This window comes from Mammaliicoccus sp. D-M19 (assembly GCF_022386695.1).
GTDB lineage: Bacteria > Bacillota > Bacilli > Staphylococcales > Staphylococcaceae > Mammaliicoccus > Mammaliicoccus sciuri.
Genome location: NZ_JAJNHW010000001.1, coordinates 1,028,154 through 1,042,032, shown reverse-complemented (window position 1 = coordinate 1,042,032; position 13,879 = coordinate 1,028,154). Strand labels below are relative to the sequence as shown.

Sequence of the window (13,879 nt, the reverse complement as noted above, 5' to 3'; positions counted from 1 at the left end):
CCTGTAAAATATGCTCAAAACGATAACAAGGGATGAGCTTGATGAATGATTTGAATATGGACAAGCAGTTGTTAAAATGGATTGATGATATTCAGCGTGGTGACAAAGAAGCGTTTAATCAATTATTAAATGTTTTCGAAAGTGACATTCAGAAGCGGGTAAGCACATTGAGACTACCTTATAATGATAAAGAGGACATCGCACAAATTATAAGATTTAAGTTGTATAAGCAAGCACTCACATTTGATTGTGACAAGCATGATTCGTTTATACATTGTGTGAATGTCATTATTAAAAATGCTAAAATTGATTATATAAGAAGAGTTAAAAGTACAAAGTATCAAATATTAAAAGCGTCATTAAGTATTGATGAAACAAATAGTGATTCGGTTAATTTAATAGAATGTCTTAGAGATGGTCATGGCCAGGATTTTGAAGATCAAATGTTAACAGAATGTTCGCTATCCTATTTGATGGATTCTAATAAGCTATCACCTATTGAATCGGACATTCTAAAATTAACAGTACAAGGAAAAACAAAAAAAGAAATATCAAATGAACTAGATGTACCAGTAAAACATGTATATAACGCACAATACAGATTAAAAAAGAAACTGAACAAGGCTGAAATTACTTCAGCTTTGTTTGACAATTAGGTGTTTTGTTTTGTATATTAATCTAGGATTAGAATGAATTAGGTGATAAGATGAGAAAAGTCCCTTTAAATTGCGAGAAATGCGGAGCTAGAAATTATACAGTCCCTAAAAAAGATACAGATCAACGATTAGAGCTAAAAAAGTTTTGTAAAACTTGTAATACGCATACATTGCATAAAGAATCCATCTAAAAGGAGGAAAATCAATGGCTAAAAAAGAAAACTTCTTTCAAGGCGTAAAATCAGAAATGCAGAAAACAAGTTGGCCAACTGGCAAAGAACTTGTTAAATATACAACAATAGTAGTGTGTACAGTAATCTTTTTCTTAATCTTTTTCTATGCATTAGATTTAGGAATTACAGAATTAATTAATTTGATTAGATAGTAAGGAGTGGCAAAATGTCAGAAGAGATAGGCGCTAAACGATGGTATGCAGTGCACACTTATTCAGGTTATGAAAATAAAGTCAAAACAAACCTAGAAAAGCGTGTTGATACAATGAACATGCAAGAACAAATTTTTAGAGTTGTGATTCCAGAAGAGGAAGAAACATCTATTAAAGATGGTAAAGCGAAGACACAAATCAAGAAGACTTTCCCTGGATACGTATTAGTTGAGTTAATTATGACTGATGAATCATGGTATGTCGTAAGAAATACACCTGGTGTTACAGGTTTCGTCGGTTCTGCTGGTGCAGGATCTAAACCAAATCCATTATTACCAGATGAAGCGAAATTTATCCTTAAACAAATGGGTATGGCAGAAAAAACAGTCGACGTAGAAGTTGAATTAGGTGAACAAGTTCGCGTAACAAGTGGACCATTTAGTAACCAAGTTGGTGAAATCAAAGAAATCGATGTTGAGAAGTATAAATTAACAGTACTTGTTGACATGTTCGGTAGAGAAACACCAGTCGAAGTTGAATTCGATCAAATTGAAAAGTTGTAAAAAAACACTTGAAATTTCATGATTTCAATGTTATTATTTAAAGGTCGCGCTCGGACTATGCGCAACCATTTCGTCACGAAATGAAGAGTGGGAGGGTAAAATATCATTACCCCATGACCACATCACGATATCAAGGAGGTGCACATCGTGGCTAAAAAAGTAGTTAAAGTTGTTAAATTGCAAATTCCTGCAGGTAAAGCAAACCCAGCACCACCAGTTGGTCCTGCATTAGGTCAAGCCGGTGTGAATATTATGGGATTCTGTAAAGAATTCAACGCTCGTACACAAGAGCAAGCAGGTTTAATCATTCCAGTTGAAATTACAGTATTTGAAGATCGTTCATTTACTTTCATCACTAAGACACCACCTGCAGCAGTATTACTTAAAAAAGCAGCTAAAGTAGAAAAAGGTTCTGGTGAACCTAACAAAACTAAAGTTGCTACAGTAACTCAAGACCAAGTACGTGAAATTGCTAACACTAAAATGCCTGACTTAAACGCGGCATCTGAAGAAGCAGCTATGCGTATCGTTGAAGGTACTGCACGCAGCATGGGTATTGTCGTAGAATAATTGAGTTTTAAAGTTTAAGCAGGCGGCTATTTCGCTGTCTGCTATTGCATTGTCTTGATGATAATGCACGTGGGAGGTAACATTCCGCTAAAACCACTAAAGGAGGAAAACAAAATGGCTAAAAAAGGTAAAAAGTATCAAGAAGCAGTTGCTAAAATCGATCGTACTGCAACATACGCTGTTGAAGAAGCGATTAAATTAGCAAAAGAAACAAGTACTGTTAACTTTGATGCATCTGTAGAAGTTGCATTTCGTTTAGGCATTGATACACGTAAGAATGACCAACAAATCCGTGGCGCTGTAGTATTACCACACGGTACTGGTAAAACACAACGTGTATTAGTATTCGCTAAAGGCGATAAAATCAAAGAAGCAGAAGAAGCTGGAGCAGATTATGTAGGTGAAGAATACATTAACAAAATCAACCAAGGTTGGTTCGACTTTGATGTAATCGTTGCAACACCTGACATGATGGGTGAAGTTGGTAAACTTGGTCGTGTATTAGGACCTAAAGGTTTAATGCCAAACCCTAAAACTGGTACAGTAACAATGGATATCAAAAAAGCAGTAGAAGAAATTAAAGCAGGTAAAGTAGAATACCGTGCTGAAAAATCTGGTATTGTTCATGCATCTATTGGTAAAGTATCATTTGACGAGCAACAATTAGTTGATAACTTCAAAACAATTCAAGATACATTAACTAAAGCAAAACCAGCATCATCTAAAGGTACTTATTTCAAATCTGTTGCTGTTACAACAACAATGGGTCCTGGTATCAAAGTTGATACTTCAAGCTTTAAATTATAATATAAAAATATTGACTTCAACTCCAAAACGCGTTATAGTTTTGGATGTGTAATATTTAACCTAAGACAGTAGGAGTTCAATTTTGAACTTAAAAAGCGATCCTACCGAGGCTTAAATTGACTTGAACGTATAAAATTCAAGCACTTTTTGCCGTGGGTAAAAAGTGCTTTTTTGTTGAGAAACCTCATCATAAAAGCACGGACAATTAATATGGAGGTGTAGAGATGTCTAATTCAAAAATCGTTGAAGCTAAACAACAAAAAGTTGATTTAATTACTGAACAACTTAAAAATTCTGTTTCAACAATTATTGTTGACTACCGTGGTTTAACAGTTGCGCAAGTTACTGAATTACGTAAACAATTACGTGAAGCAGGTATCGAATATAAAGTTTACAAAAACACTTTAGTTCGTCGTGCTGCTGAAGCTGCTGGTATCGAAGGTTTAGAAGAAACATTAACTGGTCCTAACGCAATTGCTTTTTCAAACGAAGAAGTTGTTGAACCAGCTAAAATTCTTGCTGACTTCGCTAAAGAAAACGAAGCGTTAGAAATCAAAGCAGGTGTTATTGAAGGACAAGTTGTATCTGCAGAAGAAGTTAACACTATCGGTTCATTACCATCAAAAGACGGTCTTGTATCAATGTTACTATCTGTATTACAAGCTCCAGTTCGTAACTTTGCTTATGCAGTTAAAGCTGTTGGAGAACAAAAAGAAGAAAGTGCTGAATAATTCAGCAACAAATAAAACTATTTAATGGAGGATATATATCATGTCTAATGAAAAAATTATTGAAGCAATTAAAGAAATGTCAGTATTAGAATTAAATGACTTAGTAAAAGCTATCGAAGAAGAATTTGGTGTAACAGCAGCAGCTCCTGTAGCAGCAGCTGGCGCAGCTGGTGGAGACGCAGCAGCTGAAAAAACTGAATTCGACGTTGAATTAACTTCAGCTGGAGATTCAAAAATTAAAGTTGTTAAAGCGGTTAAAGAAGCAACTGGCTTAGGCTTAAAAGAAGCTAAAGAAATCGTAGACAACGCTCCTAAAGTTGTTAAAGAAGGTTTATCTAAAGAAGACGCTGAAGCTTTAAAAGAAAAATTAGAAGAAGTTGGCGCATCTGTAGAATTAAAATAATCTCTGTATTAAATCAAAAAACCCGTTATTATCATGATAACGGGTTTTTATTTACTCATTTAATCAATAAAGAGGTGGCGTAATGAGTCATTATTTTGATAACGATCCAAACGTGAAGTCGGAACGAGAAAGTTTCGATTATTTTTATCGCGATAACAAACTCTCTCTTCAGACAGATCATGGTGTTTTCTCAAAAGGGAAAATAGACTTTGGGTCTGATTTACTCGTAACAACTTTCTTAAATGCAAATCCCCCTGGTCCTAAAAAGAAAATATTGGATGTGGGCTGTGGTTATGGCCCGATAGGTTTAATGTGTGCGAAAGTACTTCCACATAGTGAAGTAACTATGGTAGATGTGAATGAACGCGCATTGGATTTGGCAAAAGATAATCAACAATCTAACAACATTCAAAATGCTCAGTTGAAAGCAAGTGACTGTTTAGATGATGTATTAGATTTAGAGTTTGATTTTGTATTAACAAACCCTCCGATAAGAGCAGGGAAGGAAATTGTTCATAAAATTCTTGAGCAAAGCATCGAAGTATTATCGAGTGGCGGACAGCTTTTAGTTGTTATTCAGAAGAAGCAAGGTATGCCTTCTGCAAAGAAAAAAATGCAAGATATTTTTGGTAATGCAGAAATAATCGAAAAAAGCAAGGGTTATTACATTTTAAAAAGTGTAAAAGCTTGATTTTGGTGTTTTGTTCTGATATAGTAATAGAATGTTAAAAATTATATTCAATAAGTGTGTACTTTTGCGTCGCCCTTAATTGAATGTTAGGAATAAGTCGTACGAAATAGAAAATGGAATCATTGACTTTCCGTTTTCTTTTTGTCTTATTATATTTATTTTGTAAGGCGCAAAGTTATATTCACAATATTTGAGGGGTGAATCTGTTGACAGGTCAACTTATCCAGTATGGAAGACATCGTGTTCGTAGAAGTTATGCGAGAATTTCCGAGATTTTAGAACTACCTAACTTAATAGAGATTCAAACGAAATCATATGAATGGTTTCTAAAAGAAGGTTTACTAGAAATGTTCCGCGACATTTCTCCAATTGATGATTTTACAGGTAACCTTTCTTTAGAGTTCGTAGATTACCGTCTAGGTGAACCAAAGTATGATTTAGAAGAATCTAAAAACCGTGATGCAACATATGCAGCACCATTACGCGTTAAAGTCCGTTTAATTAACAAAGAAACAGGCGAAGTGAAAGATCAAGAAGTATTCATGGGTGATTTCCCATTAATGACTGACACTGGTACTTTTGTAATAAACGGTGCAGAACGTGTTATTGTATCTCAACTTGTACGTTCACCATCCGTTTACTTCAACGAAAAAGTTGATAAAAACGGTAAAGTGAGTTTTGGAACTACTGTAATCCCTAACCGTGGTGCATGGTTAGAGTATGAAACAGATGCTAAAGATGTTCCTTACGTAAGAATAGACAGAACACGTAAATTACCAATTACAGTATTAATCCGTGCTTTAGGATTCTCATCAGATCAAGAAATCATTGATTTACTTGGTGACAATGAGTATTTAAGAAATGCGTTAGACAAAGATAATACTGAAACAACAGACCAAGCATTGCTTGAAATTTATGAGCGTTTACGTCCGGGAGAACCACCAACAGTAGAGAACGCTAAAAGTCTATTATATTCACGTTTCTTTGACCCAAAACGTTATGATTTAGCGGCAGTAGGTCGTTACAAAATGAATAAAAAATTACATCTTAAACATCGTTTGTTCAACCAAACTTTAGCTGAGCCTATCGTTGACGTTGAAACAGGTGAAATTGCGGCTGAAGAAGGTACTGTTTTAGACCGTCGTAATTTAGATAAAATCATCGATGTTTTAGAATCAAACGCTAATATTCATGTTTATGAACTTAATAGTGGTGTCTTAGATGAGCCAGTAGAAGTTCAAACAGTTAAAATTTATATTCCTGGTGATGAAGAAAAACGTACGACAACAGTGATTGGTAATGCATTCCCTGATGAAGCAGTGAAATGTATTACACCAGCAGATATTATTTCTTCACTATCATATTTCTTTAACTTGTTACATGGTGTAGGTTACACAGATGATATCGACCATTTAGGTAATCGTCGTCTACGTTCAGTAGGAGAATTACTACAGAACCAATTTAGAATTGGTTTATCACGTATGGAACGTGTTGTGCGTGAACGTATGTCAATTCAAGACACTGATTCAATCACACCTCAACAATTAATTAATATTCGTCCAGTAATTGCATCTATTAAAGAATTCTTTGGTAGCTCTCAATTATCTCAATTCATGGACCAAGCAAACCCATTAGCAGAGTTGACGCATAAACGTCGTCTATCAGCATTAGGACCGGGTGGTTTGACTCGTGAGCGTGCTGGTATGGAAGTACGTGACGTTCACTACTCTCACTATGGTCGTATGTGTCCAATTGAAACGCCTGAGGGACCAAACATTGGTTTAATCAACTCATTATCAAGTTATGCAAGAGTTAATGAATTTGGTTTCATTGAAACACCTTATCGTAAGGTAAACATCGAGACAAACCAAGTTACTGACAGAATCGACTACTTAACAGCTGACGAAGAAGACAGCTATGTAGTTGCACAAGCAAACTCTGTACTTGATGAAACAGGTAAATTCGTTGATGATGAAGTTCTTTGTCGTTTCCGTGGGGACAACACTACGAAACCTAAAGAACGCATGGACTACATGGATGTATCTCCTAAACAAGTTGTTTCTGCAGCGACAGCATGTATTCCATTCTTAGAAAACGATGACTCTAACCGTGCGCTTATGGGTGCAAACATGCAACGTCAAGCGGTACCTTTAATGAACCCAGAAGCACCATTTGTTGGTACTGGTATGGAACACGTAACTGCACGTGATTCAGGTGCAGCTGTTGTTGCTAAGTACAAAGGTAGAGTTGAGCACGTAGAAGCAAAAGAAATCCTTGTTAGACGTATTGTTGAAGAGAATGGTAAAGAGATCGAAACTGAATTAGATCGTTACCCATTATCAAAATTTAAACGTAGTAACTCAGGTACTTGTTACAATCAACGTCCAATCATTGCGAGTGGAGATATTGTTACTAAAGGTGAAATTTTAGCCGATGGTCCTTCAATGGAACTTGGTGAAATGGCACTTGGACGTAACGTAGTAGTTGGTTTCATGACTTGGGACGGTTATAACTATGAGGATGCTGTAATCATGAGTGAACGTCTTGTTAAAGATGATGTTTATACTTCAATTCACGTTGAAGAATATGAATCAGAAGCTCGTGACACTAAATTAGGACCTGAAGAAATCACACGTGATATTCCTAACGTTTCTGACAATGCACTTAAGAACTTAGATGATCGTGGTATCGTTTATGTTGGTGCTGAAGTTAAAGACGGAGATATCCTAGTTGGTAAAGTAACGCCTAAAGGTGTAACTGAATTAACAGCTGAAGAAAGATTATTACATGCAATCTTTGGTGAAAAAGCTCGTGAAGTTCGTGATACATCATTACGTGTACCTCATGGTGCAGGTGGTATTGTATTAGATGTTAAAGTATTTAACAGAGAAGAAGGCGATGATTCATTATCTCCAGGTGTAAACCAATTAGTACGTGTATACATCGTTCAAAAACGTAAAATACATGTCGGAGATAAAATGTGTGGTCGTCACGGTAACAAAGGTGTTATCTCACGTATCTTACCTGAAGAAGATATGCCTTACTTACCAGATGGAACACCAATTGACATCATGTTAAACCCATTAGGTGTACCTTCTCGTATGAATATCGGACAAGTATTAGAACTTCATCTTGGAATGGCAGCTAAGAATTTAGGTATTCATGTTGCTTCACCAGTATTTGATGGTGCAAACGATGATGATGTTTGGTCAACTATTGAAGAAGCAGGTATGGCTCGTGATGGTAAAACTGTACTATACGATGGTCGTACTGGTGAACCGTTTGATAACCGTGTATCTGTAGGTGTGATGTACATGCTTAAACTTGCACACATGGTAGACGATAAATTACATGCGCGTTCTACTGGACCATACTCACTTGTTACACAACAACCACTTGGCGGTAAAGCTCAGTTTGGTGGACAACGTTTCGGTGAGATGGAAGTATGGGCACTTGAAGCTTACGGTGCAGCATATACTTTACAAGAGATTTTAACTTATAAATCTGATGACACAGTAGGTCGTGTTAAAACTTACGAATCTATCGTAAAAGGAGAAAACATCCCTAAACCGGGAGTTCCTGAATCATTCCGCGTATTAATGAAAGAGTTACAAAGTTTAGGTCTAGACGTTAAAGTTATGGACGAACACGATAACGAAATCGAAATGCGTGATTTAGAAGATGAAGATATGATGGACAAGAAAGTTGATTTAGGTGTTTCACAAGATGCATCAATAGAAGGGCAACAAGTAACTGACTAAAAGTTAATAAAGCGCATTTGATTAAACATTTGCGCTTTACATTTGTTATACATTATCAATCAACCGGCACAACTAATTTAAATTGAAGGAGGTAGGCTCCTTGATTGATGTAAATAATTTCCATTACATGAAAATAGGACTTGCTTCACCTGAAAAGATCCGTTCTTGGTCATTTGGTGAAGTGAAAAAACCAGAAACAATTAACTACCGTACGTTAAAACCTGAAAGAGATGGTTTATTCTGTGAGAAAATTTTTGGTCCAACTAAGGACTGGGAATGTAGTTGTGGTAAATATAAAAGAGTACGCTATAAAGGCATGGTCTGTGACCGTTGTGGTGTAGAGGTTACTAAGTCAAAAGTGCGTCGTGAAAGAATGGGGCATATTGAATTAGCAGCACCAGTTTCACACATTTGGTACTTCAAAGGTATCCCAAGTCGTATGGGACTTTTACTTGATATGTCACCACGTTCACTTGAAGAAGTTATATACTTTGCTTCTTACACTGTAATTGATCCGGGTCCAACTGGATTAGAGAAGAAACAATTATTAACTGAAGGTGAATTCCGTGAGTATTATGATAAATATCCAGGTAAATTCACAGCAAAAATGGGTGCAGAAGCAATCCGTGACTTATTAAGCGATATCGATTTAGATAAAGAATTAAAAGAATTACGTGAAGAATTAGAATCAGCAACAGGACAAAGATTGACAAGAGCAATTAAACGTCTAGAAGTTGTTGAGTCATTCCGTCACTCAGGTAATGACCCATCTTGGATGATCTTAGATGTATTACCAATTATTCCACCTGAAATTCGTCCAATGGTTCAATTAGACGGTGGACGTTTCGCAACAAGTGATTTAAATGATTTATACCGTCGTGTTATCAACCGTAATAATCGTTTGAAACGTTTATTAGATTTAGGTGCACCTGGTATTATCGTTCAAAATGAAAAACGTATGTTACAAGAAGCTGTAGATGCTTTAATTGATAATGGTCGTCGTGGTCGTCCAGTTACTGGACCAGGTAACCGTCCATTAAAATCATTGTCACATATGTTAAAAGGTAAACAAGGTCGTTTCCGTCAAAACTTACTTGGTAAACGTGTTGACTATTCAGGTCGTTCAGTTATCGTAGTTGGACCAAACCTTAAAATGTATCAATGTGGTTTACCGAAAGAAATGGCGTTAGAATTGTTCAAACCTTTCATTATGAAAGAACTTGTTGAACGCGAAATTGCAACGAACATCAAGAATGCAAAAGGTAAAATAGAAAGAATGGAAGAAGAAGTTTGGGATGTACTAGAAGATGTTATTAAAGAACATCCAGTACTATTAAACCGTGCACCAACGCTTCACCGTTTAGGTATTCAAGCATTTGAACCTACACTAGTTGAAGGTCGTGCAATCAGACTTCATCCACTTGTAACAACTGCTTATAACGCTGACTTTGATGGTGACCAAATGGCTGTCCATGTTCCATTATCAAAAGAAGCACAAGCAGAAGCACGTATGTTAATGCTTGCAGCTCAAAACATCTTGAACCCTAAAGATGGTAAACCAGTCGTAACACCTTCTCAAGATATGGTATTAGGTAACTATTACTTAACACTTGAACGTAAAGGCGCTACAGGAGCTGGTGAAATCTTTAGTGAAACAGATGAAGTTATTAAAGCGTATGTAAATGGCTATGTTCATTTACACTCACGTATAGCTGTTCATGCAAGATCATTAAAGAACCCAACATTTACAGAAGAACAAAACAATAAATTACTTATCACATCTGTTGGTAAGATTATATTCAATGAAATTATGCCGGATTCATTCCCGTACATTAATGAACCAACGAATTTCAACTTAGAAAAATCAACACCTGACAAATACTTTATTGCACCTACTGATATTCCAGAAGGTGGATTAATCGAGTACTTACAAGATGTTGAACTTGTTAAACCATTTAACAAGAAATTCTTAGGTCAAATCATTGCGGAAATCTTTAATAAATTCCACATTACAGATACATCAGTAATGCTTGATAAGATGAAAGATTTAGGATTTAAATACTCATCTAAAGCTGGTATTACAGTTGGGGTTTCTGACATCGTGGTACTTCCTGATAAACAAGAAATTATTGGAGAAGCAGAAATCAAAGTAGATAAAGTACAAAAACAATTTACCCGTGGTTTAATTACTGAAAGCGAACGTTATGCTGCTGTAATTGAAATTTGGACAAAAGCTAAAGATGATATTCAAGCTAAATTAATGATGTCATTAGATAGCTTAAACCCAATCTTCATGATGAGTGACTCTGGTGCCCGTGGTAACGCATCAAACTTCACTCAATTAGCTGGTATGCGTGGTCTGATGGCTAACCCATCTGGTCGAATTATCGAGTTACCTATTAAATCTTCATTCCGTGAAGGTTTAACAGTACTTGAATACTTCATCTCTACTCACGGTGCGCGTAAAGGTCTTGCCGATACAGCACTGAAAACTGCCGATTCAGGTTACTTAACACGTCGTCTAGTTGACGTAGCACAAGATGTTATCGTTAGAGAAGAAGACTGTGGAACTGACCGTGGATTACTTGTTTCAGATATTAGAGAAGGATCAGAGTTAATCGAACCATTCATTGAACGTATTGAAGGTCGTTACTCTAAAGAAACATTACGTCATCCTGAAACAGATGAAGTAATTATTAAAGTTAATGAATTAATAACTGCTGATATTGCTAAACAAATAGTTGATGCAGGTATTACTGAAATGCATATTCGCTCTGCATTTACATGTAACACTCGTCACGGTGTATGTGAAAAATGTTATGGTAAGAACTTAGCAACTGGTGAACAAGTTGAAGTTGGTGAAGCAGTTGGTACAATTGCTGCACAATCAATCGGTGAACCAGGTACTCAGCTTACAATGCGTACATTCCATACAGGTGGTGTAGCAGGTGCCGATATCACTCAAGGTTTACCTCGTATTCAAGAGCTATTTGAAGCACGTAACCCTAAAGGGCAAGCTGTTATTTCTGAAATTAATGGTGAAGTAACTGAAATTACGATCGTTAAAGATCGTCAACAAGAAATTAAAGTTAAAGGCGAAAATGAAATCCGTACTTATAACGCGCCAGGTACTGCTCGACTTAAAGTTGAAGAAGGTCAATACGTAGAACGTGGTGAAGTTATGACTGAAGGCTCAATCGAACCTAAAGGATTACTAGCTGTTGCAGGCTTAAATGCTACTCAAAAATACTTACTTAAAGAAGTACAAAAAGTTTACCGTATGCAAGGTGTTGAAATTTCAGATAAACACGTTGAAGTTATGGTTAGACAAATGCTTCGTAAAGTAAGAATTATTGAAGCAGGAGATACTAAATTATTACCAGGTGCATTAGTTGATATTCATACATTTACTGATGCAAACAGAGAAGTATTTGCGACGCGTAAACGTCCAGCAACTGCTAAACCTGTATTACTTGGTATTACGAAAGCATCTCTTGAGACTGAAAGTTTCTTATCAGCTGCTTCATTCCAAGAAACAACAAGAGTACTTACAGATGCTGCCATTAAAGGTAAGCGTGATGACTTACTTGGACTTAAAGAAAATGTTATCATCGGTAAATTGATCCCTGCCGGAACAGGCATGAGAAGATATACTGGTGTTGACTTTGAAAAAGTTGAAAAAGAAGTAGTACCTGAAGAACAAGTTGTGACTGACTAATATATATGGGCTGTTCTAGGTTCCTAGAACAGCTTGTATTTTATTATAAAAACACCTTAAAAATGATTGACTTTATAACTGTGCAATGTTATTATTGTTAAGGTTGATGAAAGCAGACGCTTTGGAGGATATGAAATGTCTAATGAAAAAGCCTTAAGCTTAAATCAAGACAGTTATGTCATTGGTTTAAAACAGACCACTAAAGCATTATTGAAGCATGATGTACGTCAAGTAATCATTGCTCAAGATGTCAATATTCATATTTTGTCGAAAGTGTTAACAATAGCATTTGAGACAGGCGTTCCGATAAGTTATAGTCCTAGTCGACAAGAACTTGGATCACGCTATGGAATAGAAGTTAATGCGACAGTTGTTGCATTGCTTAAATAAATGTGTAAGCTGTGCTTACTATTTTTATTTGACTTAAAATGAACCACCTGGATGTGTGGAATTAAGAAATGAAGAGAGGAGGACATTAAAGATGCCTACTATTAACCAATTAGTACGTAAACCTCGTACTAGTAAATCACAAAAATCAACTGCACCAGCATTAAACAGAGGTTACAATAGCATGAAGAAAAAAATGACTACTGTATACTCTCCTCAAAAACGTGGTGTATGTACTCGTGTAGGAACTATGACACCTAAAAAACCTAACTCAGCGTTACGTAAATATGCTCGTGTTCGTTTATCAAACAACATCGAAGTAAACGCGTATATCCCTGGTATTGGCCACAACTTACAAGAACACAGTGTTGTACTTATTCGTGGTGGACGTGTAAAAGACTTACCTGGTGTGCGTTACCATATCGTACGTGGTGCTTTAGACACTTCTGGTGTTGACGGTCGTATGCAAAGCCGTTCACTTTATGGTGCTAAAAAACCTAAAGCTGCTAAAAAATAATTTGACATTAAATTTCTGTAAATAACAGTTTTTTAAATGACGATAAATCAATTAAACTTTATAATGAGGAAGGAGGATTACGATTATGCCTCGTAAAGGTCCAGTTGCAAAAAGAGATGTTTTACCAGATCCAATTCACAACTCTAAATTAGTAACAAAATTAATCAACAAAATCATGCTTGATGGTAAACGTGGTACTGCTCAAAGAATTCTTTATTCTGCATTCGAACTTGTTCAAGAACGTTCAGGTAAAGATGCTATGGAAGTATTCGATGAAGCTATCAACAACATCATGCCTGTACTTGAAGTTAAAGCTCGCCGTGTAGGTGGTTCAAACTATCAAGTACCTGTAGAAGTACGTCCAGAACGTCGTACTACTTTAGGTTTACGTTGGTTAGTTAACTACGCGCGTCTTCGTGGTGAAAAAACTATGGAAGAGCGTTTAGCTAATGAAATCTTAGATGCTGCCAATAACACTGGTGGTGCTGTTAAGAAACGTGAAGACACTCACAAAATGGCAGAAGCTAACAAAGCGTTTGCTCATTACCGTTGGTAAGATAGAACTTAGAACCCTAAGCGTTAAAATTATAAAGAGGCTTATTTATAGGTCATCTATAGTTTTTTAAACACTTAGGGTATCAAAGTATCTATATAAACAACAACCAAATATCCAATGTTTTGGAAGGAGTA

Annotated in this window: 14 protein-coding genes and 1 other annotated feature; all 14 genes read left to right on the top strand. The window is 36.1% G+C overall.

Going from position 1 to position 13,879, the window contains the following annotated elements; genetic code table 11:
- Positions 1-41: 41 nt before the first annotated feature.
- Positions 42-656: a sigma-70 family RNA polymerase sigma factor gene (locus LQ675_RS05300; RefSeq protein WP_058590879.1), complete on the top strand. Its 615-nt coding sequence runs from the start codon at positions 42-44 to the stop codon at positions 654-656.
- A gap of 50 nt (positions 657-706) precedes the next feature.
- Positions 707-847 carry a 50S ribosomal protein L33 gene (gene rpmG, locus LQ675_RS05295; RefSeq protein WP_075577615.1) on the top strand — a complete coding sequence of 47 codons (141 nt, stop codon included), beginning with the start codon at positions 707-709 and terminating at the stop codon, positions 845-847.
- Between the two features lie 14 nt (positions 848-861).
- Positions 862-1,041, top strand: coding sequence for a preprotein translocase subunit SecE (gene secE, locus LQ675_RS05290; protein WP_025904856.1), 180 nt, complete (start codon positions 862-864; stop codon positions 1,039-1,041).
- 14 nt (positions 1,042-1,055) lie between these two features.
- Positions 1,056-1,604, top strand: a complete 549-nt coding sequence (gene nusG / locus LQ675_RS05285) for a transcription termination/antitermination protein NusG (protein ID WP_058590878.1) — start codon at positions 1,056-1,058, stop codon at positions 1,602-1,604.
- A 147-nt stretch (positions 1,605-1,751) separates the two neighbouring features.
- Complete coding sequence (gene rplK, locus LQ675_RS05280; RefSeq protein WP_025904858.1) at positions 1,752-2,174, top strand: 50S ribosomal protein L11; 423 nt, start codon at positions 1,752-1,754, stop codon at positions 2,172-2,174.
- A gap of 114 nt (positions 2,175-2,288) precedes the next feature.
- Complete coding sequence (rplA, locus tag LQ675_RS05275) at positions 2,289-2,981, top strand: 50S ribosomal protein L1 (RefSeq protein ID WP_037589918.1); 693 nt, start codon at positions 2,289-2,291, stop codon at positions 2,979-2,981.
- Between the two features lie 41 nt (positions 2,982-3,022).
- Positions 3,023-3,163, top strand: a sequence feature (ribosomal protein L10 leader region).
- Between the two features lie 42 nt (positions 3,164-3,205).
- On the top strand, positions 3,206-3,712 hold the full coding sequence (gene rplJ / locus LQ675_RS05270) for a 50S ribosomal protein L10 (protein ID WP_025904860.1): 507 nt from the start codon (positions 3,206-3,208) through the stop codon (positions 3,710-3,712).
- Positions 3,713-3,752: 40 nt separating this feature from the next.
- Positions 3,753-4,115, top strand: coding sequence for a 50S ribosomal protein L7/L12 (gene rplL / locus LQ675_RS05265; protein WP_153653597.1), 363 nt, complete (start codon positions 3,753-3,755; stop codon positions 4,113-4,115).
- Positions 4,116-4,197: 82 nt separating this feature from the next.
- Complete coding sequence (locus LQ675_RS05260) at positions 4,198-4,806, top strand: class I SAM-dependent methyltransferase (RefSeq protein WP_048541351.1); 609 nt, start codon at positions 4,198-4,200, stop codon at positions 4,804-4,806.
- Between the two features lie 206 nt (positions 4,807-5,012).
- Positions 5,013-8,567 carry a DNA-directed RNA polymerase subunit beta gene (rpoB, locus tag LQ675_RS05255; RefSeq protein ID WP_048541353.1) on the top strand — a complete coding sequence of 1,185 codons (3,555 nt, stop codon included), beginning with the start codon at positions 5,013-5,015 and terminating at the stop codon, positions 8,565-8,567.
- 100 nt (positions 8,568-8,667) lie between these two features.
- Entirely contained in the window at positions 8,668-12,285 is a 3,618-nt protein-coding gene (gene rpoC / locus LQ675_RS05250) for a DNA-directed RNA polymerase subunit beta' (protein ID WP_048541354.1), read from the top strand.
- A gap of 135 nt (positions 12,286-12,420) precedes the next feature.
- A complete protein-coding gene (locus tag LQ675_RS05245; protein ID WP_048541356.1) occupies positions 12,421-12,675 on the top strand; it encodes a ribosomal L7Ae/L30e/S12e/Gadd45 family protein in 255 nt (84 codons plus the stop codon).
- Positions 12,676-12,766: 91 nt separating this feature from the next.
- Entirely contained in the window at positions 12,767-13,189 is a 423-nt protein-coding gene (gene rpsL / locus LQ675_RS05240; RefSeq protein WP_025904866.1) for a 30S ribosomal protein S12, read from the top strand.
- Between the two features lie 85 nt (positions 13,190-13,274).
- Positions 13,275-13,745 carry a 30S ribosomal protein S7 gene (rpsG, locus tag LQ675_RS05235; protein WP_025904867.1) on the top strand — a complete coding sequence of 157 codons (471 nt, stop codon included), beginning with the start codon at positions 13,275-13,277 and terminating at the stop codon, positions 13,743-13,745.
- Positions 13,746-13,879: the final 134 nt, after the last annotated feature.